17 protein-coding genes are annotated in these 22,608 nt (G+C 60.7%); 12 read left to right on the top strand and 5 right to left on the bottom strand.

Annotated features, from left to right (window positions below):
* Positions 1-16 precede the first annotated feature (16 nt).
* Complete coding sequence (locus tag FDG13_RS18205) at positions 17-1,315, top strand: hemolysin family protein (RefSeq protein ID WP_180131731.1); 1,299 nt, start codon at positions 17-19, stop codon at positions 1,313-1,315.
* A gap of 11 nt (positions 1,316-1,326) precedes the next feature.
* Here the strand turns inward: FDG13_RS18205 and FDG13_RS18200 are convergent, their stop codons facing one another.
* Positions 1,327-2,097, bottom strand: a complete 771-nt coding sequence (locus tag FDG13_RS18200; RefSeq protein ID WP_180131728.1) for a YdcF family protein — start codon at positions 2,095-2,097, stop codon at positions 1,327-1,329.
* 197 nt (positions 2,098-2,294) lie between these two features.
* Here FDG13_RS18200 and FDG13_RS18195 point away from each other — a divergent pair, with 197 nt between their 5' ends.
* Genes FDG13_RS18195 through FDG13_RS18180 form a run of 4 tightly spaced genes read left to right on the top strand, consistent with a single transcriptional unit; the run spans position 2,295 to position 5,843 of the window.
* Positions 2,295-3,848: an acyl-CoA carboxylase subunit beta gene (locus FDG13_RS18195; protein ID WP_180131723.1), complete on the top strand. Its 1,554-nt coding sequence runs from the start codon at positions 2,295-2,297 to the stop codon at positions 3,846-3,848.
* A gap of 24 nt (positions 3,849-3,872) precedes the next feature.
* Positions 3,873-4,199 (top strand): hypothetical protein, encoded by a 327-nt coding sequence (locus FDG13_RS18190; RefSeq protein WP_180131720.1) that lies wholly within the window; start codon positions 3,873-3,875, stop codon positions 4,197-4,199.
* Positions 4,200-4,213: 14 nt separating this feature from the next.
* Entirely contained in the window at positions 4,214-4,612 is a 399-nt protein-coding gene (locus FDG13_RS18185; RefSeq protein ID WP_180131717.1) for a biotin/lipoyl-containing protein, read from the top strand.
* A 25-nt stretch (positions 4,613-4,637) separates the two neighbouring features.
* On the top strand, positions 4,638-5,843 hold the full coding sequence (locus FDG13_RS18180) for a sodium ion-translocating decarboxylase subunit beta (protein WP_078363735.1): 1,206 nt from the start codon (positions 4,638-4,640) through the stop codon (positions 5,841-5,843).
* Between the two features lie 15 nt (positions 5,844-5,858).
* Here FDG13_RS18180 and pbpC read toward each other — a convergent pair whose 3' ends face one another.
* From pbpC to argH, 4 genes are all read right to left on the bottom strand, one after another.
* Positions 5,859-8,162 carry a penicillin-binding protein 1C gene (gene pbpC, locus FDG13_RS18175; RefSeq protein WP_180131714.1) on the bottom strand — a complete coding sequence of 768 codons (2,304 nt, stop codon included), beginning with the start codon at positions 8,160-8,162 and terminating at the stop codon, positions 5,859-5,861.
* The gene (locus FDG13_RS18170; protein WP_180131711.1) at positions 8,159-14,140 is read right to left on the bottom strand and encodes an MG2 domain-containing protein; all 5,982 of its coding nucleotides are present in this window, start codon (positions 14,138-14,140) and stop codon (positions 8,159-8,161) included. Before FDG13_RS18170 ends, pbpC begins: the two co-directional genes overlap by 4 nt.
* A gap of 41 nt (positions 14,141-14,181) precedes the next feature.
* Entirely contained in the window at positions 14,182-14,706 is a 525-nt protein-coding gene (locus FDG13_RS18165; RefSeq protein WP_180131707.1) for an anti-sigma factor, read from the bottom strand.
* A 98-nt stretch (positions 14,707-14,804) separates the two neighbouring features.
* Positions 14,805-16,256, bottom strand: a complete 1,452-nt coding sequence (gene argH / locus FDG13_RS18160) for an argininosuccinate lyase (protein WP_180131704.1) — start codon at positions 16,254-16,256, stop codon at positions 14,805-14,807.
* A 105-nt stretch (positions 16,257-16,361) separates the two neighbouring features.
* On the opposite strand from argH, the gene FDG13_RS18155 reads away from it, so the two are divergent.
* The 7 genes from FDG13_RS18155 to FDG13_RS18125 all read left to right on the top strand — a co-directional run bounded on the left by FDG13_RS18155 (position 16,362) and on the right by FDG13_RS18125 (position 22,592).
* Positions 16,362-17,411, top strand: a complete 1,050-nt coding sequence (locus FDG13_RS18155) for a histidine kinase (RefSeq protein WP_180131701.1) — start codon at positions 16,362-16,364, stop codon at positions 17,409-17,411.
* 19 nt (positions 17,412-17,430) lie between these two features.
* Positions 17,431-18,174 carry a LytTR family DNA-binding domain-containing protein gene (locus FDG13_RS18150; protein WP_180131698.1) on the top strand — a complete coding sequence of 248 codons (744 nt, stop codon included), beginning with the start codon at positions 17,431-17,433 and terminating at the stop codon, positions 18,172-18,174.
* Positions 18,175-18,304: 130 nt separating this feature from the next.
* Entirely contained in the window at positions 18,305-19,036 is a 732-nt protein-coding gene (gene ubiE / locus FDG13_RS18145) for a bifunctional demethylmenaquinone methyltransferase/2-methoxy-6-polyprenyl-1,4-benzoquinol methylase UbiE (protein WP_078363729.1), read from the top strand.
* A gap of 41 nt (positions 19,037-19,077) precedes the next feature.
* A complete protein-coding gene (locus FDG13_RS18140) occupies positions 19,078-20,067 on the top strand; it encodes a Tim44 domain-containing protein (RefSeq protein ID WP_180131695.1) in 990 nt (329 codons plus the stop codon).
* A 36-nt stretch (positions 20,068-20,103) separates the two neighbouring features.
* A complete protein-coding gene (locus FDG13_RS18135) occupies positions 20,104-20,655 on the top strand; it encodes a hypothetical protein (RefSeq protein ID WP_180131692.1) in 552 nt (183 codons plus the stop codon).
* A complete protein-coding gene (ubiB, locus tag FDG13_RS18130; protein ID WP_180131689.1) occupies positions 20,652-22,217 on the top strand; it encodes a ubiquinone biosynthesis regulatory protein kinase UbiB in 1,566 nt (521 codons plus the stop codon). Before FDG13_RS18135 ends, ubiB begins: the two co-directional genes overlap by 4 nt.
* A gap of 54 nt (positions 22,218-22,271) precedes the next feature.
* On the top strand, positions 22,272-22,592 hold the full coding sequence (locus tag FDG13_RS18125) for an FmdB family zinc ribbon protein (protein ID WP_180131684.1): 321 nt from the start codon (positions 22,272-22,274) through the stop codon (positions 22,590-22,592).
* Positions 22,593-22,608 lie beyond the last annotated feature (16 nt).

Below are 22,608 nucleotides of genomic sequence, written 5' to 3'. Positions count from 1 at the left end.
TTGTCGTTTGTACCGCATGGAATTTTTGCTGATAGTTTTTCTGACCCTGCTCAATGGTGTGTTTGCCATGTCCGAGCTGGCCCTGGCCGCGAGCCGCAAATCGCGCCTGAACGCCATGGCTGAAGGGGGGGACAAGGGCGCACAGGCCTCGCTGACGCTGCTGGCCAACCCCAACCAATTTCTCTCCACCGTACAGGTGGGCATCACTTCGATTGGTGTGCTCAACGGCATTGTGGGTGAGGCTGCTTTCAGCCAGGGGCTGGCGCATTGGTTGCAGTCGTTGGGTGTGGCGGAGAAAGCGGCAGCCCTGTCGGCCACCGCGCTGGTGGTGACACTGATCACCTTCACCACCATCATTTTTGGGGAACTGGTGCCCAAGCGCATCGGCCAGCTTTACCCGGAGCTGGTGTCACGCTGGGTGGCTCGGCCGATGTTGTGGCTGGCACGGGCGGCGGGGCCGTTTGTGAAATTGCTGTCGGGGTCGACCGCTGCTGTTCTGCGGCTGCTGCGCATTGACACCAATACCTCGCGCGCCATGACCGAAGAGGAAATCACCGCCAGTCTGGAAGAGGGGGTGGATGCCGGTGTGATCGAAGAACACGAGCACCAGATGGTGCAAAACGTGTTCAGCCTGGACGACCGGCCCCTGACCTCGCTGATGGTGCCCAGTGCAGAGGTCGACTGGCTCGACGCCAGCATGACGGTGGCCTTGAGTCTGCAGAAAGTGGGTGTTGATGGTGCAGAAAAGTCGCACTCCTGGTACCCGGTGTGCCGGGGCTCCCTGGACGATGTCATCGGCAAGATCAGCGTAGCGCACTTGCTTGAACTGGGCGTCAACAGCCCGGGCACGCTGGCAGACTATGTCACGCCTGCGGTGTTTGTGCCTGAGACGCTCAGCGGTATGGCCTTGCTGGAGCAGTTTCGCGCCAAGGTGGGGCGCCTGGTGCTGGTGGTGGACGAGTACGGTGTGGTGCAGGGGCTGCTGACGCCTTACGACCTGCTCGAAGCCATCACCGGTGAGCTACAACCCGGTCTACAGGCCGACGCCTGGGCGACTCAGCGGGAGGACGGCAGCTGGTTGCTCGACGGCATGATGCCCATCAATGAACTCAAGGCCCGGCTTGACATTGATGACCTGCCTGACGAGGACCGGGGTCGTTACAACACCGTGGCGGGTTTGTTGATGGCCGTGAGTGGCCATTTGCCATCCATCGGCGAAAAAATTGTGTGTGACAACTGGTCGTTTGAGGTGATCGACCTGGATGGCAAACGCATTGACAAGGTGCTGGCCAGTCTGTTGCCCAGCGCAGAGTAAGTGGCCCGGTGTCAGGCGCGGCCCGCCAGGCGGTAGGCCAGTTGGCCTAACAGTTCATGCAGGGCCAGGCGCCATTTCGCCACCCCCTGATCCATCGAATACTGTGACCAGGGTGTGCTGACACCACTGCGAAAGTCCACCGGATACGCCGAGACGTTCCAACCCGCGCGGCGAAACGCTGCCATGGCACGTGGCATGTGGAATGCCGAGGTCAGCAGCAGCCAGGGTTGCGTGGCATCCACCCCCGGGAGTTGGCGGCTCAACACCGCGTTTTCATAAGTGGTGCGCGAGGCAGACTCCAGCAGCAGTTGGCTGGAGGGCAGCCCTTGGCCCAGGAAGAACCGGCTGGCGCGCTCGGCTTCCGACAGGCCATTGGCAAACAGCTCACCTTCGCCGCCGGTGAACAGCACGGTCAACTGAGGTTGCTGGCGCAGCAGAGGGATCACCTCCGTCATGCGTTCGGCGGCGCTGTTCAATGCGCTTTGCTGCGGTGCGGTCCAGACATACGCGGGCTCCAGGGCGCCGCCCAGAACAATCACACCCACATAGGTTGAACCCGTTGTGTTGGGAGTGACGGCGGGGTACTGCGTCTCGAGTGAGCGCAAGACAGCGTCAGGCAAAGGCTCCCAACCCAGCAGCATCAGCAAGCCCAATGCGATGGCGCACAAACGTTTGGCCCAGCGGGGTCGGGCGTTGATCAACAACAGACCAACCAGCAGCAGGGCTGCTACCCAAGCCAGCGGTTGGGTCAGGAAACTCAGCAATTTGGCAGCCAGGAACATTGGGTTAGAGGTGTGTGTTTGAACACGTTAGAACAAAAAAGCATGATCAAAGTCAATGCTTTGTTAATGAATAATTAATGATTGTGGCTGAGGGATATACTGAACAGCAACAAAACACAGCGTGAAATCAGAACCTGATTTTGACGCCTCAGTGTATTGGTGCCGCATGACACACAGCCACATAGACGGGAACTACGATGACCCTACCGATTGAAGCCATGAACACCTTGCGCGATCGGCGCGCGAAGATCACCGACCACATCAACCCGGAGAAGCTGGCTGCTTTACATGCCAAAGGCATGTTGTCGGCGCGCGAACGGGTGGAGAACCTGTTCATCCAGGGCAGCTTCCAGGAAATGGGCATGCATGCCCACCACAACGCGGTGTCATTTGGCATGGCAGGCCGTGAGTTGCCGACCGACGGTGTCATCACCGGCACCGGTTATGTGGGCAACATGCAGGTCGCGGCGTTCAGCCAGGATTTCCAGGTGCTGGCAGGCACCATGGGCAAAATGCAGGCCCGCAAAATTGTGCGCCTGATGCGCCATGCCTTGCGTGTGGGTGTGCCGATGGTCGCGTTCAAAGACTCGGGCGGCGCTCGGATTCAAGAAGGTGTGGATGCCTTGTCGGGGTATGGCGACGTGTTTTATTACAACGTGGCGCTCTCGGGTGTGGTGCCGCAAATTGCCGTGGTGCTGGGCCCCTGCGCGGGTGGTGCGGCCTATTCACCCGCCTTGATGGACTTTGTCATCATGGCGCGGCACAACGCCTACATGTTCCTGACCGGCCCCGAGGTCATCAAGGCCGTGACCGGGCGCACCACCACCATGGACGAGGTGGGCAGTGCCGAGATGCATGCGTCGGTCAGCGGCAATGTGCATTTCATTGCCGAAGACGACCAGCACGCGATTGCCCTGGTCAAAAATCTGCTGTCCTACCTGCCCTCCAACAACACCGAAGAGCCGCCGCATGACCTGTCGGTGCCGATTGAGGAACAGGCCGACCTTGGCATGGCCGAGCTGATTCCCTCCGACTCATCGGAGCCCCTGGACATCCATGCGGTCATTCGCCGGCTGGTGGACCGCGGTGAGATGCTCGAAGTGCATGCCAACTTCGCCCGCAATGTGGTAGTTGGGTTTGCACGCATTTCTGGCGCGGTGGTGGGCATCGTGGCCAACAACCCGATGGTGATGGCTGGCGCTCTGGACATGGACGCTGCCGACAAGATTGCGCGTTTTGTGCGCACCTGCAATGTCTACAACATTCCGCTGGTCACGCTGGTGGATGTGCCCGGCTTCCTGCCTGGTGTGGATGAGGAGCGCGGAGGCATCATCCGCCATGGTGCCAAGATGTTGCATGCGTTTGCATCGGCCACCGTGCCCAAACTCACGGTCATCTTGCGCAAGTCCTACGGTGGCTCTTATCTGGCGATGTGCAGCCAGGAAATGCGGGCCGACATGGTCTACGCCTGGCCGTCGGCAGAAATTGCGGTGATGGGGGCAGAGGCCGCCGTCAAGATTTTGTACCGCAAGGAACTCAAGGAAGCCGCCGACCCCAAGGCCAAGGCGGTGGAACTGACCCAGCAGTACCGCGATGAGTTTGCCTCGCCTTATGCCGCCGCGTCCAACTTCTACATCACCGATGTGATTGACCCGGCTGACACCCGCTGGACCTTGGCGCTGGCCTTGCGCAAGACGCTGGGTAAACGCGAACTGCGCCCGGGCAAAAAACACGGCAACATGCCGCTGTAAACCTTCACCACAAGAAGTTTCACGATGAATCAGCCCGTTTTATTTGCACTGCAGGTCTACGGCATCGCCATCGTCATCGCGATGCTGGTGGCGGTGTTGATCAAGGTGATGGTGTCTGTCACAGGTCGGTTAGAACGCATCACTGCGTCCAAGACGGTGCCTCAGGGTGAGGTCTGCCCGGTGGCCGAAGGTATCCCCGAAGAGGATGTCGCAGCCTTGTCGGCAGCCATCTTCGCGGCGATAGGTGCGCACCACATTTTGCATATTTCGCCGACCCATCGGACTTGGTCCAGCCACGGTCGGGCGGCACAACATACATCCCATGCCGTGTTGCAGCGGCCTCAACATTAAGGCAGGAAATCACCATGACCCGATTGTTCAAAGTAACTGTGAATGGCCGCGAATACGATGTGGCGGTTCTGGAACTCACCCCGGGCGCCGCGCCCTCGACCGCACCCGCGTTATCGGCCCAGCCAACAGAACCGGTGGCCGGCGGTGTGGCTGCTGCTGCGCCCAGCCGCACGCCCAGCGTGGCGGCTGCGTCGGCTGGCGCTGGCGACGAGGTGGCCCAGATGGGTGGGGTGATTGTCCAGGTCAATGTCAAGGTGGGCCAAACGGTGGCCGTGGGTGAGAGTTTGCTGGTGCTGGAAGCCATGAAGATGAAGAACCATCTGCTGGCCAGCCGCGCTGGCACCGTGACGCGGGTTCTGGTGGCTGCGGGCGACGCGGTGGAAGGTGGTCAGCCTGTGCTGACCATCCAGTAATCTCGCAAGGCCTGAGTCACACGCCATGGAAAATTTGAGTTTTCTCGATCTGTTCCAGGGCATTGCGACCCTGGTCGCAGCGGACCCGTCCATCATGTATGGGCGCATCTTCTTGATGTTGCTGGGCTTCTTGCTGATTTATCTGGGGTCACGCCAGGTGCTGGAGCCCTTGTTGATGATTCCGATGGGCTTGGGCATGTCGGCCATCAATGCGGGCGTCATGTTTCTCGACAGCGGCAAAGCTGGCACGCTGTTCATTGACCCATTGATGTCGAACCCGACCGACCTGGTCAACATCCTGCAGATCAACTGGCTGCAACCGATCTACACCCTGACCTTCAGCAACGGTCTGATCGCCTGTTTTGTGTTCATGGGCATCGGTGTGCTGCTGGACGTGGGGTATGTGATGGCACGCCCCTTCCAGAGCATGTTCATCGCGTTGTTTGCCGAGTTGGGCACGATTGCCGTGTTTCCTATCGCCATCGCCCTGGGCATGGCGCCGGGTCAGGCGGCGTCGGTGGCAACGATTGGTGGTGCGGACGGGCCGATGGTGCTGTTCACCTCGCTGATTCTGGCCAAAGACCTGTTTGTGCCGATCACCGTGGTGGGTTACCTCTACCTTGGCCTTACCTACGGTGTCTACCCGTATTTGATCAAGTGGCTGGTGCCTGAGCACATTCGTGGCATCAACATGTCTGCCGACCTCGGGCCCAAGATCAGCCGATCCCAAAAAATGGTTTTTGCGGTGGTGGTCTGCACCCTGCTGTGCCTGCTGTTTCCGGTGGCCGCGCCGTTGTTTTTCTCGCTGTTTGTGGGGGTGGCAGTGCGTGAAAGCGGGCTCGAGTCCTTCACCAAACTGTTGGGTGAAACCTTTTTGTACGGCGCCACATTCTTCCTGGGCCTGACCCTGGGGGTGTTGTGTGAAGCCAGCACCTTGCTCGACCCGGTGGTGCTCAAGCTGCTGTTGCTGGGTATGCTGGCGCTGCTGATTTCTGCCCTGGGTGGTTTGGCGGGCGGCTACATCCTGTACTTTGCCACCGGCAAAAAATTCAACCCGATCATCGGCATTGCCGGGGTGAGTTGTGTGCCGACCACCGCCAAGGTGGTGCAGAAGATTGCTTCACAAGCCAATCCCTCGGCCATCATCCTGCCGCAGGCGCTGGGTGCCAACATCAGCGGGGTCATCACCAGCGCCATCATTGCCGCGACCTTTGTGAGTGTGTTGCGCTGAGTCAAGCCCGTTTCATCAAAACACGCACGCACGGGCTGCGGCCCGAGGTCGCGGCTTGGTGCGGGTATCGGGTGTATTCACCACACCCGCGCCGCGCACCTCCAGCTGGATGTTGTCAAGAACGCAACCCCTGGCATCTGTGATCTGCACCACGTGTCTACCGGGCCAAGGCAGCCACTGCGCAGAGGTGCCGGTGGCGAACACCTTGCCATCCACCAGCCAGCGTCCCCCGCTACCCGTGGCCTTGAAAGTGATGCGTTGGTGGCTGGGTGGAATATCAGGGTCCAGCGCGACGATGGTGCCGTTGGTGGGGGTGGTGATGCGGGCGCCGGGGTGGTCGGCAGATTTCAAGCCTTTTTGGCTTTTAGCCCATGTTTTATATGGGTTAGTAGCTTCGTTATCAATAGCGAAGTGGGTTTGTTGTGTGCCTTGAATAAACCACTCCGACCGCTTTGCCTCCAGCGGCAAAGTGTTGTGGGGGTTGGCATTGGGTTCTGCAAACTGCACCGGCACTTGCACCACACCCGCCGGTGGTCTGGGCGCGTGGCTGGGCTGGCTTTGGTGCAGGTAATGCATCACCGCAGCCCAGATGGGCGCCGCGCCGCTGGTGCCGCTCACATCCCACATCGGTGCGCCGCTGGCGTTGCCCACCCACACGCCCACCGTGTAGTGTTGTGAATAACCCAGTGCCCAGTTGTCGCGCATGTCTTTGCTGGTGCCTGTTTTGACGGCACTCCAGAAGCGCGTGGCCAGGATGCTGTCGGCGCCAAACGTGCGCGCGCGTGCCATTGGGTCGCTCAAGATGTCGCCCACGATGAAGGCAGCGCGTGGGTCCAGCGCCGCGCGCATGGTCGGTTTTGCGCCCAGCATTAGAGTCGTTGCACTGGTGCGCCCGCCATTAGCCAGCGCACGGTAGGCGTTGCTCAGTGCCAGCAGCGACACCTCGGCACTGCCGAGCGCCAGGCTGTAGCCGTAGTAGTCGCCACTTTCCTTCAAAGGCAGGCCAAGCCCGACCAGCTGTTTGTGAAAGGCGTCGGGCGACACCATGACCAGCGTGCGCACGGCGGGCACGTTCAGCGACGCACCCAGCGCGGTGCGTGCTGACACCCAACCTTTGAACTGGTGGTCGTAGTTTTGCGGAATGTAGAGCCCGCTGGTGGTCTGGATTTGGGCGGCCGAGTCTTCCAGCAGGGTGGCCGCAGTGATGCGCCGCTCGGCCATGGCTTGCGCGTACAAAAACGGTTTGAGGGTGCTGCCGGGCTGGCGCAGCGCGGTGACACCATCAACCTCGGCGGCGTTGCTTAACTCGCCCGACGAGCCCACCCAGGCCAGCACCTGGCCGGTGGCGTTGTCCAGCACCACTAACGCGCCGTCCTCCACATGGCGGCTGACAAGTTCGCGCAAATGTTGTTGTAGCGTTTGCACGGCAAAACGTTGCAGCGGGGCAGACAAGCTGGTGGTGATGCGGGTCGGTGCGGCTTGGCCCACGGCGTCGCGCAGCACCTGGCGTGCAGCGTGCGGCGCAACACCTTCGCTGGCGCCATAGTCGCGTCGTTGCAGGGCGCCCGTGGTGAACATCTCCAGTGCGTCGCAAGAGGCGGGTGCATTGCGGTTGTGCAAAGCTTTTAATACCCCACAAGCGCGTTGCGCCACCAGCTTAGGGGCGGCATTGGGCGCACGCACCAGCGCGGTTGCCACGGCGGCCTCACGCTCATCCAAACCGTGCGCGGCTTTGCCAAACAAGGTCTGGCTCAGGGCGTCGATACCCACCAACTCACCCTTGAGCGGCACCAGATTCAGATAGGCCTCCAGAATTTGGTCTTTGCGCCAACGCCGCTCCAGCCACTGGGCGGACACGGTTTGATGCACTTTCTGAAGCACACTGCGCCCGCCAGAACCGCGCTTGAGGTCATCGTCCAGCAAACCCGCGAGCTGCATGGTGAGGGTGGAGGCACCGCGTGTTTTGGTGTTCCACAGATTGGCCCAGGCGGCGGCCGACACGGCTTGCCAGTCCACACCGCTGTGTTCATAAAAACGTTTGTCTTCTGACAGCACCAGCGCGCTGCGCATGGCCGGCGAGATGTCAGCCAGCGCTAGCCATTGACCACGGCGCACGCTCGCGTCTGTGCGCACACGCTGCAGCAGTTGACCATGGCGGTCAAGGATCTGCGTGTCAGACGGCTTCCAGGCTGCTTTGACATCGTTAAAACTAGTGCTAGCCCAGGCAGAAAAAGTACAGCCAGCTATCAAAAAAGATGCAGATGCACGGCTGGCCCAGCGTCTGAGCGTGGCACGTCTGGCCCTCTCACGGCCAGTCATTGGACGGCCTCCACCTTCACCCGCGCATTCGGCACCTCGCCAAACATCTCGGGCGCGTACATCGCTTCGACGCGCGAGGGCGGCAGCGAGAACTCGCCGACGTTGTTCAGGCGGAGGGTGTAGGCCATCTTGACCGTGCCCTTGGGCAGAAACTGGTAGTAGCTGCGGAAGGATTCGAAGCTGCGTTCTTCAAACGCGGGCCAGCCGTCGCCTTCGCTCTTTTCGCCCTGCGTGGCAATTTCGCTGTCGCGGCCCAGACCGCTGCCCAGAATGGTCGCGCCGCCGGGCACCGGGTCGGTGATCACGGCCCAGCTCATGTCGGCGCTGGCGGTCACTTCCAGTGTGATGCGCAACACGTCACCGCGGGTGTAGCTGCCAGCGGGCAGACTCTTGTTGGCCTGCTCAACCGGTTGAATAGTTTTTTTGATCTGGTAACCGGCAAAAAACGGCTTCTTGAGCTGGATCGCTGCGACCGACTGCAGTGTCAGCCAGGGTTTACCGGTGCCTTGGTGGGTGACGCTCAAGGTGTCCTTCTCGGCCGTCTTGCTCCAGGGCAGAAACATGCTGTTGTTCTTCAGGTTGCCAGGGGCCGCCGGTGCGCCAAACCAGGTGGTCTGGTGCGCTGCACCTGATGCGTCGGTGGTTTTGATGCGTTCGACCTTGTTCCAGTCCACGCTGGCCACACCTGTGCTCATCGAAGCCTTGGTGCTGCCCGTCACCGGCACGGCCTCAAACTTGGCGCTGAATTTCTCAAGTGCCAGCCCACCCCACAGGTTGGCAGTGGTGGTGTGCCAGGCGCCGTTTTGCTGGCGGGCAATAAAACCGTTGGCCAGGCGGCCCATGTCGTCTTGCCAAGCGGGGTCGTTCATCACTGCCAGCATCAGGCGGGCGGTATTGACGTCGCCGTTTTGCATCAGCCACCACCAGTAGTCGTCACGTTCGGTGCTGAAGACCATTTTGGTGCCCTGGTAGCTGATGCGCGCGCGCAGGATCTGGTTGGCCTCTTCCAAGCGTTTGTCGTGGTCAGGTACGTCTGGCACCCGTTTCAAAATATTCAGCCAGTCGATCACCGCGTGGGTCGGCCACTGATTGGGTGCGATGGTGATGCTGCCAAGCCAACGTGCCTGGGCTTTGCCGTAGCGCGACAGCGCCTCAATGGCCGCGAGTTTGCGCACGTCCAGGTCTCCACCTTTGCCTGTTCTTGGGCTCCAGAAGTTGCGCTGGATCTTGCCCTCCACAAAATTGATCAGACCACGTTCCATCGGGGCACGTGCATCGTCGCTCAAGGCAAATGCGGGGTCGATGTCGGCGGCCTCCTGGGTGGCGGCCAGCAGGTAGGCGGTGAGGGTGTCGCTGCCGTGATCGGCCTCGCTATCACGCGGCGGGAAGTAGCTGGCCAGGCCGTCGCGGTCCAGATAGCTGGGCAACTGCGCCAGCACGGTTTGCCACAGTTTGCCGTCGCGCAGGCCAATCGCTTTGCTGGTTTTTTGCTCCAGGCAGGTAAACGGGTAGTTGGCAAACCAGTCTTTCACACCGGGTAGCCCCTCGGCCAGCTTGGGTTGCAGCGACATCTTCAGACCACCGCGCCCAGGCAAGGCGTCGGCGGGTGGCGCCACATCCAGCGCGAAGGTTTTGTCGATCTGCACCAGCTTGGCCTGCTGCACCGTGAGCGGCACGGCCGGGATGATGCGCTGGCTGGCCTTGAGGGCATCACGTGCGCCGCTGAGGGTGTCCTTGGCCTCGATCTCCCACAGGATGGCCTCAGATCGGGTTTGCGCCAGTTGTGCCGGGGCTTTCACGGTCCATATGGCCTCACGGGCTTCTAGCCCTGGTATGTCAAGGGTTTGTTGCTCTAAATTCAGGAGAGTGGCGCGTGGTGTCACCTGCACCTTCATGGCCTGCTTGGTGGTGTTGCGCAGCGTGATCTGGGCGCGGTAGACGTCGTCTTCACGCACCAGCGGTGGCAGGCCACTGATGATTTGTAAGTCTTGTGTGGCGCGGATGCTGGTGCTGCCGGTGCCAAACAGACCGGTGCTCGCATCGGCCACGGCAACAATTTTGAAGCTGGTCAGCGCGTCGTTGAGGGGCACGGTCACCGTGGCGCTGCCCTTGGCATCGAGCTTGACACTTGGGTTCCACAGCAACAAGGTATCCAGCAGTTCACGTGTGCCGCTGTGTCCGCCACCACCACCCGCTGGCACGGCTTTGCGGCCATAGTGGCGTCGGCCAATGATTTCCATCTGTGCCGTCGACGTTTCCACACCCCAGCTGCGGCGCTGCAGCATCGCGTCGAGCAGGTTCCAACTGGTGTTGGGCATCAGCTCCAGCAGGGCTTGGTCGACGGCGGCCAGCGCGACTTCGGCGTTGGCAGCGGGCTGGCCGTTGGGCAACTTGACGTTGATCGTCACTTTGGCCTGACTGCGTACCGCGTAGCTGTCTTTGTCGGTCTTGACGCTGACTGCCAGTTGGTGTGCTTGGGTGCCAACACGGATCTCAGCCACGCCCAGGCGGAAGGCCGGTTTGCTCAAATCGACCAGCGCGGTCGGGGCGACGTATTCGCGGCCTTCATACCAAAAGGATGTCCACCACTCGCCTGGTGCCTTGTAACCCCAGGTGAAGAAGCTGTACCACGGCACCTCGCGCAGGCGCCCACGCAGTGCCAGCACACTCACATACACATTGGGGCCCCAGCTGTCCTTGATCTTGAGTTCCACCGTCGGGTCCTGGCCGTTCAAGGTCACCACCTCGGTTTGCAGGATGCCTTCGCGTTCCACCGCGACCAGCGCAGTGGCAAACCGGAACGGCATACGCACCTGAAACTTGGCGGTGTCGCCGGGCTGGTAGCTCTTTTTTTCAGGCAGCAAGTCGATGCGGTCGGTGTTTTCGCCACCAAACCACAACTCACCTTGTTTGGTGACATAAACGCTGGCGGCGGCCTGGATGCTGTTGCCAGCGCTGTCTTTAGCGGTGACAACCAATTCCACCTCACCGGCTTCGTTCAGACTGGTGTCACATAACAACAGACCGCGTGCATCACTTTTGCCGCTGCAGACGCTGCCCAGGTCTTTCAGGCGGGTCTGGTTGTCATAGGTGTAGAAGCCGCCGACCATGCGTTTGCGGCTGGTGGTGGTGATGCGGGCAATCGCTTTGACCTCCAGCGCCACGTCGGCCTGGGGTTTGCCGCCCAGGTCGAGTGCCAGCGCCTGGAACTTGATCCTCTGGCTGCTGGACACCCAGCCCTCGGTCTTGATGCCGGCCACCACGTTGGCTGGCCACAGTGTCTGGGTGCTGCGCAGGGTTTGCACCTCGCCATTGGGGTCGGCGTAGCTGGCTTCCAGCAGCAGGTCTTGTGGCTGGCGGCTGCTGGGCACCGGGTCGATGCTGAGTTTGCCTGCGCCGTTTTTGTCCAGGATCAGTGGCAGTTTGTCGGCGATCACCTTGGCATCCTGGCCGGTGTTGGCTTCTTCCTCGTCGCGGCTGGCCGTGGTGTTGCCTTGTGGCGGTGCGAAGCTGAAGCCTTCAAAGTCGCTGAAACTCACCGCTTTGCTGCGCACCAGGGCCGACACACGCATCGGCAGCTTGCTGGCGCCGCCACCCGAGACGTAATTCACCTGCACGTCCACTGGCACTAGCTTGGCATTGACCAAGGGCTTTTTGTCGCTGGAGGTGATGCGGCCCTCCAGCACCGGCAGGCGGAACTCCTCGACACGGAACTGGCCGCTGTCAAAGCTTTGGTGATGGTCGCCACCGCGCAAAACCACCTCATACACCCCCAGTTTGGCCGCTGGCGGTATCGCAAACGTGCTCTCGGCGCTCTGGCCGCCGGTGGCGGTTTTGCGCCAGACCAGCGGCTGGCTGTACTGCTGGCCGCTGCCCACATGGGTGATCACCAGGGTGTCGGGCTGGTTGTTGGCCAGGCCAAAGCCTTCAGACGTTTCGCTGCGCAGCAGGTGTTTCATCGACACGGTTTCGCCAGCGCGCAACAAGCTGCGGTCAAAAATGGTGTGTGCACGCTCATCAGGCTGAGCTTCAGAGCTGGTGGGCAGGTTGAAGCGCCAGGGTTCGATGCCTTTGTTCCAGTCACTCCAGGTGAAGGCCATGTCCAGCACACCGGCTTGTTGGGCGCGGGCGCTGACAAAGTAGGCATTGTTGTAGCCCTCGTCACCGCTGCACACCGGCGCGCGCGGGCTGATGTCGGTGAAGCTGGCAATGCCTTGTGCATTGCTGGTGGCTATGGCCACTTCACGGCCGTGGCAGTCAGACACCACCACCCGAGCGTTGGCCACGGGTGTGCCTTTGTCCAGCGTGGTGACCCAGGCCAGGGCGTTTTCGCGGCCTAGTTTGAAGTGCACACCCAGGTTGGTCACCAGCGCCGAGGTACGTACATACATGGTGCGCTTGGCACCATAACGTTCGTCCAACAGGGACTCACCCAGCTTGGGTGACGCGACTTCCACCACATGGAAGCCGGGGCTCAAGGGAATACCCACCACCTCAAACGGACGTGGGTCGTTGTTGGTCGGTTTGGGGAAGTCCAGTGTCTTGACGCCAGCGTGCCCTTGCAGCAAGGACACCATGCGGGTCTGCACCTCGCTATTTTTTTTTGGATCACCTGGTAGCTGAGGCAGCGGCGTGTGAATGTCCTTTTTGGCCTGCTTGCGCGACACGTTGTAATCGTCGTAGCGCTGCACTTTTCTGAACCAGGCAATGATGTCTGCGTCGGATGTGGGGTTGAGGTCGCTGACTTTGCCAGTGCTCGGCGGGCTACCCGGGCTTACCGCCTTGACCGACAGGTTGGCTTCCACGCGGCGCAATGTGATCGGCAGCATGGCCAGGCCATCTGGCTCGGCGAAGCGTTCCAAAATGCCAAAAGGCGCGGCGGCAAACTTGGCAAGCGGTGGCATGGGCCCGGTGGCCACCTTGAGCGGGAAGCCGTCGGCATGACGCAGGGTACGACCCGATGCGTCTTGAAAGCCGTTGGGCAACACCAGTGAGAACGCGGTCAGCTCCGGCAGCATGGGTTTGAAGCTGATGCTGCTGACCACGCTGTCGTCGTCACCTTCTTGCTCATCAAAACTGGGTTTGAATGTGTCTTTGGCCGATGTCAGGCGGATGCCTTCGAGCAGCTTGCGCGCCACCGGCGCATTGAAGCTCAGGCGCAGCGGGCGTATCGGCAGGCAAGCCGACTGTGCGTTTTCACGCTCACACGTCAGGTTGGCGGCAAACGGCTCACGCACCTGGAAGACGAAGCGCGACTCCACTGAATTGAGAATGCCCTTGGCAACGCCGGTGGCAGCTGGGCTGGCCACCCCCTTGCCATACACCAGCGTGACTTTTGCACCCGGTGTCAGGCGCCGGTTGCAGGCCAGCGTGACAAAGCTCAAAGGCTGGCTGGCCGCTTGCTCCGTCAAACCTTGGGAGGCCAGCAAGGCCTCGCGGTCTTTGCCGCTGATCAGCCGCACCGCCAAGCGTTCACCGACACCATCGGCGCTGCACCACATGTTGGCCTGCAGACTGGCCAGCGTGGCCGGGCCGCTGAGCTGCAGGATGAAAAATTGTTCTTCATCGATGCGCGAGTTGGGGTTTGGCTGGATGCTGCGTACAAACGGACCACCACTATTAAAGTTGTAGCTATCAGCCCTTGTGATAAATTGGCCAGAGGCCGATTTGAGTTCTTTTTTGAGCTGAGCGGTGCAGCTCACGCCCGGCGGTAGATCAGCAGCCAGGTCGAAAACCCACTGCCGGTCACTGAGCCAGCGCCCCGTGCCTTGGCTGGCCCTGGCATCGCTGCAACGCAGATCCAGCGGCGCGCTGGATTTGGGATCGCCGAAGTTGACAACCGCAGCATCAAACTTCACCACCACCTGGTTGATGCGCGCCACTTCACCTTGTGGTGAGAAGCTGACCACCTGGAACGCGTGGCTGAAAACAGATGTGGCCAGCAGGCTGCCTGCTGCCAGGAGTTTGATGAGGTTCACTGGGAGTCCTTAGAGTGATCACTCATCCTAGCCCAAGCGATTTACAACGCCTTTTGTACCAGGGCTCCGGTGTACAGGTAGGGCAGACGTGGCATCCGGCCCGCTTCAACGCCACCTTTGTTCTCGACACTGATCGCCAGGCCCACCGCCTGCGACAGGATTTTGTCGCTGACTGGGACCTGCGCGGTTTTTAACTTGGTGGGCAAGACACCCAGAGACAGGGGGCGCCCCTCGCTGTCGAGTGCCCACAGTTGCATGCTGTCCTCTTGGCCTTCTTTGACGTCATTGAGGCGCTGCACCTGAAGGTAGGCATCCTGCAGGTCAAAGCTCAGCAGCATCGCGGGCTGTTGTTTGTCATCGAGCAAGACCGACACGTATTTGATCTGCTGCGTGGTCTTGAGCTTGGTTTGCAAATGGCTGACCTGGGCCTTGAACTGCTCCATCATGCTGGCCATGGTGGCGGCAGCCACCGCCAGCAGGATCACACAGGCAATCGTGGCCAGTCGCCAGCGTTGCAGCGTCCAGTTGTAAGGTTTGGGAGGGGTGTTGTCGGGGGTATCAGTCATTCAAGAGCTCGATGTAGGTCAGGGGAGGGCGCAAGCCGCGCTCTGGGACGCATTAGACCGCAGCCTGGTGGCTGCGGTTGTTCGGGTGACCCGGCTGCTTAGGCCAGGCGTTGCTGATGGCGTGCGATCTGGGCTCGCACCTGCACCGGTGCGGTGCCCCCCAAGACTTGGCGGGCATTGAGTGAGCCGCGCAGCGACAACACATCAAACACGTCTTTGCCAATGTGGGGGTTGAACTCCTGCAACACTGCCAGTGGCAGCTCGGACAGGTCCACCTGGTGGCTGACCGCTGCTTTGACAGCGTGGGCCACGGTTTCATGGGCGTCGCGAAACGGCAGGCCTTTTTTGACCAGGTAGTCGGCCAGATCGGTGGCGGTGGCATAACCCTTCAGCGCGGCCTGTTCCATGGCCTGGGCATTGACGGTGATACCACCTTCTTTTTTACCGGTCGCCGGGTTGAGCTGGCCGCCGATCATTTCGGCAAAGATGCGCAGCGTGTCCTTGAGCGTGTCCACCGTGTCAAACAGCGGCTCCTTGTCTTCCTGGTTGTCTTTGTTGTAGGCCAGCGGCTGGCCTTTCATGAGGGTGATCAGGCCCATCAGGTGGCCAACCACGCGGCCGGTTTTGCCACGCGCCAGTTCGGGCACGTCGGGGTTTTTCTTCTGCGGCATGATGGAGCTGCCGGTGGTGAAACGGTCGGCAATTTTGATGAAGCCGAAGTTCTGGCTCATCCACAGCACCAGTTCTTCACTCAAACGGCTGATGTGCACCATGCACAAGGAGGCGGCTGCTGTGAATTCAATCGCAAAGTCACGGTCGCTCACCGCATCCAGGCTGTTTTGGCAGACCTGGGGGCGGCCTTGTTCGTCGACCATTTGCAGGGTTTTGGCCACACGCTCACGGTCTAGCGGGTAGCTGGTGCCGGCCAGGGCGGCAGCGCCCAGCGGCAGGCGGTTGACACGGCGGCGCACCTCGGCCAAACGTTCGGCATCGCGGCTGAACATCTCCACATAAGCCAGCATGTGGTGGCCAAAACTCACTGGCTGCGCCACCTGCAGATGGGTGAAGCCGGGCAGGATCACCTCCACATGTTGTTCTGCCACCGCCAGCAGGGCTTTTTGCAGCTCGGTCAGCAGCTCAGAAATCAGGTCCATCTCACCACGCAACCACAGGCGCACATCGGTGGCCACCTGGTCGTTGCGGCTGCGGCCGGTGTGCAAGCGTTTGCCAGCATCACCCACGAGTTGGGTCAGGCGCGCCTCGATGTTCAGGTGCACGTCTTCGAGGTCGAGTTTCCATTCAAAGGCACCGGATGCGATCTCAGAAGTGATTTGGGCCATGCCCTGCTCGATGGCGGCCAGGTCTTTGGTGCTGATGATGCCTTGGGCGGCCAACATGTCGGCATGCGCCAGGCTGCCTGCGATGTCGGCCTGCCACAGGCGTTTGTCAAAAAACACGCTGGAGGTGTAACGCTTGACCAGGTCACTCATGGGTTCAGAAAACAGGGCCGACCAGGCCTGGGACTTTTTGTCAAATTGGTTTTGGCTCATGGTGTGTCAAGGGTGAGTAAGCGGGAAGTTTAGGCGGGAGCTTGTGACCGGGAATCATCAATAATGGGCGGCGCAAGCAACCTGTCCGCCGCAACCCGCTGGTCAATGAAAGATTCTCAAATTTTATCGGTCTTCCAGGAGACCTCCTTGCAGACCGCTCCCAAGCTGCCGTCAGCACCCGACCGCCTGGTGTTTGACGCCTGCCGGGTGGGCGTGGTCTTGCGTGCGGTCCTGTTTGTGGAGACGGCGGTGGCGGTGGTGGTCATGTTTGGTGCGGCCGATGCCTTGCAGTGGCTCACGCGGCTGTCCCTGGTCACAGGTGCCGCCTTGCCAGCCACCCTGGTCTGGTTGCTGCTGGCCTGCAGTCTTAAAAAGCTGCTGGCGCGTCTGAGGCCTGCTTTGCAGCAGCTGGCCGGTGTGCTGCTGGGTGCGCTGGCGGGGCTGTATGGCTGTGGTCTGTTGTGGTTCATGGGGCTGCTGGAGAGCGCCCCCTGGTGGGCCAGCGCCTGCAGCGGGGCCTTGTTGTCGGCGGTGCTGGTGGCTGTGCTGGTGTTGCGCGCCAAAGGCAAGACACCGGCCGCCACCACCGCGCGCCTGGCGGAGTTGCAGGCGCGTATTCGGCCACATTTTTTGTTCAACACCCTCAACAGCGCGATTGCCCTGGTGCGCGCCGAGCCGCGCCAGGCCGAACGCCTGCTGGAAGACCTCAGTGACCTGTTTCGCTACGCACTCACCGTGCAGGCGCAAAGTGTGACGCTGGCTGACGAGATTGCGCTGGCCCAGCGTTATCTGGCGATTGAACAGGTGCGTTTTGCCGAGCGCATCCAGGTGGAGTGGGCCTTGGATGCGCAGGCGGACGGTGCCCGTTTGCCGCCACTGCTGCTGCAGCCCCTGGTTGAAAACGCGGTCAAACATGGGGTGGAGCCCAGTCCCGGCGGCGCGCGCATCCGGGTCAGTACCCAGCGCCGTGGCGATGTGGTGGTGATCAAGGTCAGCAACACGGTGGCCGCCACGGCGGCGCCCAGTTCACCCGGGCATGGCTTGGCGCTGGACAATGTGCGCGAACGCCTGAGCCTGTTGCACGATGTTCAGGGGCGTTTTCAGTGTGGTTTAAAAGACGGTGTGTTTCAGGTCAGGATCGAGGTGCCGGTATGAGGGGCTTGGAGGTGTTCACATGGTGTTGAGGGTGCTGATCGTGGATGACGAAGCTCTGGCCCGTTCCCGGCTCAAAAGCTTGCTGGCCGATTGCACGGCGCCCGGTGCACGGGTGGTGGGTGAGGCGGCCAACGTGGCGCAGGCCCTGCAATGTGTGAGCCAGCAGGTGGTGGATGTGGTGCTGGCCGACATCCACATGCCGGGCGAGGACGGCCTGGCGCTGGCGCAGCGCTTGCGTGCTTTGCCACAGCCGCCTGCCGTGGTGTTTGTCACCGCCTACACCGAACACGCGCTGCAGGCGTTCGAGTTGGCCGCGCTGGACTACTTGACCAAGCCGGTGCGTCTGGAGCGCCTGCAGGCATCACTTCAAAAAGTAGAGCGATTTACCCAGATAAATAAAGGGCTTGAGGCTGATTTTGTTCATGATTTTCTGGTGATTCAGGAACGTGGCCGGACCGAGCGTCTGCCACTCGCCGAAGTGTTGTACCTCAAAGCCGAACTCAAATACATCACGGTGCGCACCGCCAGCCGCAGCTACATCCTGGAAGGTGCCTTGAGCGAGCTGGAGAGCCGCTATGCCGAGCGTTTCGTGCGTATCCACCGCAACGCGCTGGTGGCGCGCCAGGCGGTGCGTTCGCTGGAGCGCCATCACGACGCCATCGAGGGGGATGGCTGGGCGGTGCGACTGGACCGGATCAGCGAGCCGCTGCTGGTGTCGCGTCGGCAATTGGCCGCGGTCAGGGCACTGGTCGAGGCACGCTGACACTTTTTTGGAAATGCCGCGCCTTCGGCTGGGATAATCGCGCCCAGCACCCTTGTTTGTTCGTGCTTGCGCCGGGTCTTGTGAGACCCAGCCAGCCGAGCCGTTCATCACTCCGACACCCGAACACACCATGAGCACCACACATTTTGGATTCAAGAACGTTGACGAAACCGAAAAAGCCAGCCACGTCAAGGGCGTGTTTGACTCGGTCGCACCCAAATACGACCTGATGAACGACCTGATGTCGATGGGTCTGCACCGCGCCTGGAAGGCCTACACCGTGATGGTGGCCAACATCCAGGAAGGAGACAAGGTGTTGGACATTGCGGGTGGCACTGGCGACCTGTCGCTGGCTTTTTCCAAAAAGGTCGGTCAATCGGGTTGTGTGGTGCACACCGACATCAACGAAGCCATGCTTAGCACCGGGCGCAACCGTCTGGTGGACCTAGGGGTGTTTCTGCCCACGCTGGTGTGTGACGCCGAGAAACTGCCTTTCCCGGACAACCACTTCAACCTGGTCAGCGTGGCCTTTGGCTTGCGCAACATGACCCACAAGGATGTGGCGTTGACCGAGATGAACCGGGTGCTCAAACCGGGTGGCAAGCTGCTGGTGCTGGAATTTTCCAAGGTGGCCAAGCCGCTCGAAAAAGCCTATGACTGGTATTCGTTCAACATCCTGCCCAAGCTCGGTGAGTGGGTGGCGGGTGACGCGTCCAGCTACCAGTATCTGGCCGAGTCCATTCGGATGCATCCGAGCCAGGAAGAGCTCAAAACCCTGATGAAGGCTAGTGGCTTTGGGCATGTGGATTACCACAACCTGACCGGTGGTCTGGTAGCCTTACACGTCGGGATCAAATGTTGACCCGAATCAACGCACCGTATTTTGTAAAAACAGGAGATGTTATGAAAAAGTGGCTTTGGGTTTTGACAATGAGCATGGCACTTTTTGCCGGTCAGGCCGAAGCTGCCAAACGCTTGGGGGGTGGCAAGTCTTTTGGACAGCAATCCAGCAATGTGACGCAGCGCCAGGCCACACCGCCCGCAGCTGCGCCCACCCAAGGTGCGGCCAATTCAGCGGTCAAAAACCCCGCAGCTGCTGCAGCGGCTGCCCCCAAGCGGCCTTGGGGCGCGATGCTCGGCGGCTTGGCAGCGGGCTTGGGCTTGGCCTGGTTGGCCAGTTCGCTGGGTTTGGGTGAAGAAATGGCGCAGTTCATGATGTTTGCCCTGCTGGCTTTTGTGATCATGGCGGTGGTCGGTTATGTGATGCGTGCGCGTAAAGCACGTAGTGCGGCACCGAGTGCCTCTCCGTTTGCGTTCCAGGGTGCCGGGGCATCCGGTCACACTGCCACACCAGCCAGCTACCGTCCGGAAAACGTGGGCAACGATGCGTCAGCCCGTCCATGGGAACGCACAGCCACTGCCTTTGACAGCAACAAGGCAGGCGGTATCGGTGGCGCAAGTGGTTCCATCATTGGCTCTGGCCTGTCGGGTTCCCAGTCCTGGGGTATTCCTGCTGGTTTTGATGTGGATGGTTTCTTGCGTTCTGCCAAGGCCAATTTTGTGTCTTTGCAAGCGGCCTGGGACAAGTCCGACGTGGCCGCCCTGCGTGTCATGATGACCGACACCATGCTCAAGGAAATCCAGGCCCAACTGGCCGAGCGTGAGGCCCACACCGGCGGTCCGGTCAACCTGACTGAGGTGGTGATGATTGAAGCGCATCTGCTGGGTATCGAAGACCTGGGTGGTGACTACATGGCCAGCGTCGAGTTCTCCGGCATGATCCGCGAGGAGCCATCAGCTGGTCCTGCACCGTTTCGCGAAGTCTGGAACATGACCAAGTCCAAGAGTGGCCCCAGCGGCTGGTTGGTGGCAGGGGTTCAAGCGCTGCAATAACCGTTGCTTCATAAATTTCAGGAATAATCGGGGACTATGGCAACACAGTCCCCTTTTTCTTGGCTGGAGGGTCTCCTCCCGCACCTTCCCCTCCCCAAACTGCAAGCCCCCGAGTGGGCCGTTTCCGAGGCACAGCATCGCATTGTTTTGCTGCTCAACCATGTGTTGATGCAGGAAAGTGAAGCCACCGCCCGGTTGGTTCGCCAAAAAGGCCGTGTGGTGTTGGTGCAATGGCGTCATTTTTCCTTCAAGTTGCAGGCGACACCTGCGGGTTTGCTGGATCTGGCACCAGCCCATGCAGCCGCTGATCTGGTCCTGACTGCCACCGACGAGTCACCCTTGAGTTTGGTTCAGGGTGTTTTGCGGGGTGACAAGCCAGCGGTGCGCATCGAGGGTGATGTGCAACTGGCGGCCGAGGTCAACTGGCTCACCGAACATGTGCGCTGGGACATCGAGGAAGATCTGGCACGTATCCTGGGTGACGTACCGGCGCGTGTGATGTGCCAGTGGGGCATGAACCTGGTGATGGCTGTGCGTCAATTTGTAGCCAAGTCATCGACCCTCGTTCCTGGTCAAGCAGCCCGATGAGGCGTCTTATTCGCGGTGTTTTTATCCTGTGGGTGCTGTTGCGGCACGGCTTGGATGAACTGGTGTTGTCCAGCCAGAAGGCCCCTTGGCTCAAGCGGCTGGCCCGTACCCTGTCCTGGGGGCGCGATTTAAGCGCCCCGCGTGGCCAGCGCATTCGCCAGGCGCTCGAGAGCCTGGGCCCCATTTTTGTCAAGTTTGGTCAGGTGATGTCCACCCGGCGCGACCTGCTGCCAGTCGATATCGCCGACGAGCTGGCCAAGCTGCAGGACCGTGTTCCACCCTTCCCGAGTGGCGTGGCGGTGGCCATCATCGAAAAGGCCTTCAAGAAAAAACTGGAAGACATTTTTGTTTCGTTCGAGCGTGAGCCGATTGCCAGTGCCTCGATTGCCCAGGTGCACTTTGCCGTCATTCGCGACCGCGATGGTCGCCAGCGAGATGTGGCGGTCAAGGTGCTGCGCCCGGGCATGCTGACGGTGATCGACAAAGATCTGGACCTGATGCGCATGATGGCCGGCTGGGTGGACAACCTGTCTGACGATGGCAAACGCCTCAAACCGCGCGAGGTGGTGGCCGAATTCGACAAGTACCTGCACGACGAGCTGGATCTGGTGCGTGAGGCCTCCAGCGCGGCCCAGTTGCGCCGTAACATGGCTGATCTGGATCTGGTGCTGATCCCGGAAATGTTCTGGGACTACTGCATGCCCGACGTGATGGTGATGGAGCGCATGAAGGGTGTGCCGATCAACCAGGTCGAGCGGCTGCGTGCGGCGGGTGTGGATATTCCCAAACTGGCGCGGGACGGGGTGACGATCTTTTTCACCCAGGTGTTTCGTGACGGCTTCTTCCATGCCGATATGCATCCGGGCAACATCCAGGTGAGCCTGGAGCCCGCCACCTTTGGCCGGTATATCTCGCTGGACTTCGGCATTGTGGGCACCTTGACCGAGACCGACAAAGAATACCTGGCGCAGAACTTCACCGCATTTTTCAGGCGTGATTACAAACGGGTGGCCGAGTTACACATCGAGTCCGGCTGGGTGCCCGAGTCGACCCGGGTGGATGAGCTGGAGTCTGCCATCCGCTCGGTGTGTGAGCCGTATTTTGACCGGCCGCTCAAAGAGATTTCTCTGGGCTTCTTGTTGATGCGTCTGTTCCAGACCTCCCGTCGTTTCCAGGTCGAGATCCAGCCGCAGCTGGTGTTGTTGCAAAAGACATTGCTCAATATCGAGGGTCTGGGGCGCCAGTTGGACCCGGATCTGGACCTCTGGAATACCGCCAAACCGTTCCTTGAGAAGTGGATGCTGGACCAGGTGGGGCCGAAGAAACTGTTTGAGCAACTGCGCAACGAGGGGCCGCTGTATGCCAAGCTGTTGCCCGAATTGCCGCGTTTGCTGGTCGACTTCCTGCAGACCAACACACGTGGCCGGGGTGAGGATGTGCAGGCGCTGTTGCTGGAGCAGAAAAAGACCAATCGCCTGCTGTCCACCCTGGTTTATGGTGGTGTTGGTTTCATCCTGGGCTTGGTGGTGATGCAGGTGTTGGTTCGGGTGCGGGTGTTTTAGGCTGCCACTTTATAATGACAGGCTTTGCGACTCTTTTCCGGAGGTCTGAACACCATGCCGATTTATGCCTATAAATGTGATTCCTGCGGGTTTGCCAAGGATGTGTTGCAGAAAGTGTCTGATCCTCTGCTCACTGAGTGCCCGCACTGCGGCAAAACCAGCTTTTCCAAACAAGTGACGGCCGCTGGCTTCCAGCTCAAGGGCTCGGGCTGGTATGCCACCGATTTCAAGGGTGGCAGCGGCGCCGCTGTGGCTGCACCAGCAGCTGCGGGTGATGCGGCAGCTGCGCCTGCCAGCACCCCGGCTGCTGCCACGACCGAGACAGCGGCGGCCCCGGCTGCGGGCTGTGCCGGTGGTTGTGCTTGCCACAGCTGATTCCTTACTGAAAGTC

This window comes from Rhodoferax sp. BLA1 (genome assembly GCF_013416775.1).
Taxonomy (GTDB): Bacteria; Pseudomonadota; Gammaproteobacteria; order Burkholderiales; family Burkholderiaceae_C; genus Rhodoferax.
The sequence above is the reverse complement of the archived record's forward strand: the minus strand, read 5'-3'. Positions and strand labels throughout refer to the sequence as shown.

What these genes read in the sequence shown, in the direction of transcription:
- FDG13_RS18200 (WP_180131728.1), bottom strand. Translation starts at nt 2,097, where the DNA reads ATGTTCCTGGCTGCCAAATTGCTGAGTTTCCTGACCCAACCGCTGGCT.
- FDG13_RS18125 (WP_180131684.1), top strand. Translation starts at nt 22,272, where the DNA reads ATGCCGATTTATGCCTATAAATGTGATTCCTGCGGGTTTGCCAAGGAT.
- ubiB (WP_180131689.1), top strand. Translation starts at nt 20,652, where the DNA reads ATGAGGCGTCTTATTCGCGGTGTTTTTATCCTGTGGGTGCTGTTGCGG.
- FDG13_RS18165 (WP_180131707.1), bottom strand. Translation starts at nt 14,706, where the DNA reads ATGACTGATACCCCCGACAACACCCCTCCCAAACCTTACAACTGGACG.
- FDG13_RS18185 (WP_180131717.1), top strand. Translation starts at nt 4,214, where the DNA reads ATGACCCGATTGTTCAAAGTAACTGTGAATGGCCGCGAATACGATGTG.
- FDG13_RS18150 (WP_180131698.1), top strand. Translation starts at nt 17,431, where the DNA reads ATGGTGTTGAGGGTGCTGATCGTGGATGACGAAGCTCTGGCCCGTTCC.
- pbpC (WP_180131714.1), bottom strand. Translation starts at nt 8,162, where the DNA reads ATGACTGGCCGTGAGAGGGCCAGACGTGCCACGCTCAGACGCTGGGCC.
- FDG13_RS18195 (WP_180131723.1), top strand. Translation starts at nt 2,295, where the DNA reads ATGACCCTACCGATTGAAGCCATGAACACCTTGCGCGATCGGCGCGCG.
- FDG13_RS18140 (WP_180131695.1), top strand. Translation starts at nt 19,078, where the DNA reads ATGAAAAAGTGGCTTTGGGTTTTGACAATGAGCATGGCACTTTTTGCC.
- ubiE (WP_078363729.1), top strand. Translation starts at nt 18,305, where the DNA reads ATGAGCACCACACATTTTGGATTCAAGAACGTTGACGAAACCGAAAAA.
- FDG13_RS18155 (WP_180131701.1), top strand. Translation starts at nt 16,362, where the DNA reads ATGAAAGATTCTCAAATTTTATCGGTCTTCCAGGAGACCTCCTTGCAG.
- FDG13_RS18180 (WP_078363735.1), top strand. Translation starts at nt 4,638, where the DNA reads ATGGAAAATTTGAGTTTTCTCGATCTGTTCCAGGGCATTGCGACCCTG.
- FDG13_RS18190 (WP_180131720.1), top strand. Translation starts at nt 3,873, where the DNA reads ATGAATCAGCCCGTTTTATTTGCACTGCAGGTCTACGGCATCGCCATC.
- argH (WP_180131704.1), bottom strand. Translation starts at nt 16,256, where the DNA reads ATGAGCCAAAACCAATTTGACAAAAAGTCCCAGGCCTGGTCGGCCCTG.
- FDG13_RS18135 (WP_180131692.1), top strand. Translation starts at nt 20,104, where the DNA reads ATGGCAACACAGTCCCCTTTTTCTTGGCTGGAGGGTCTCCTCCCGCAC.
- FDG13_RS18205 (WP_180131731.1), top strand. Translation starts at nt 17, where the DNA reads ATGGAATTTTTGCTGATAGTTTTTCTGACCCTGCTCAATGGTGTGTTT.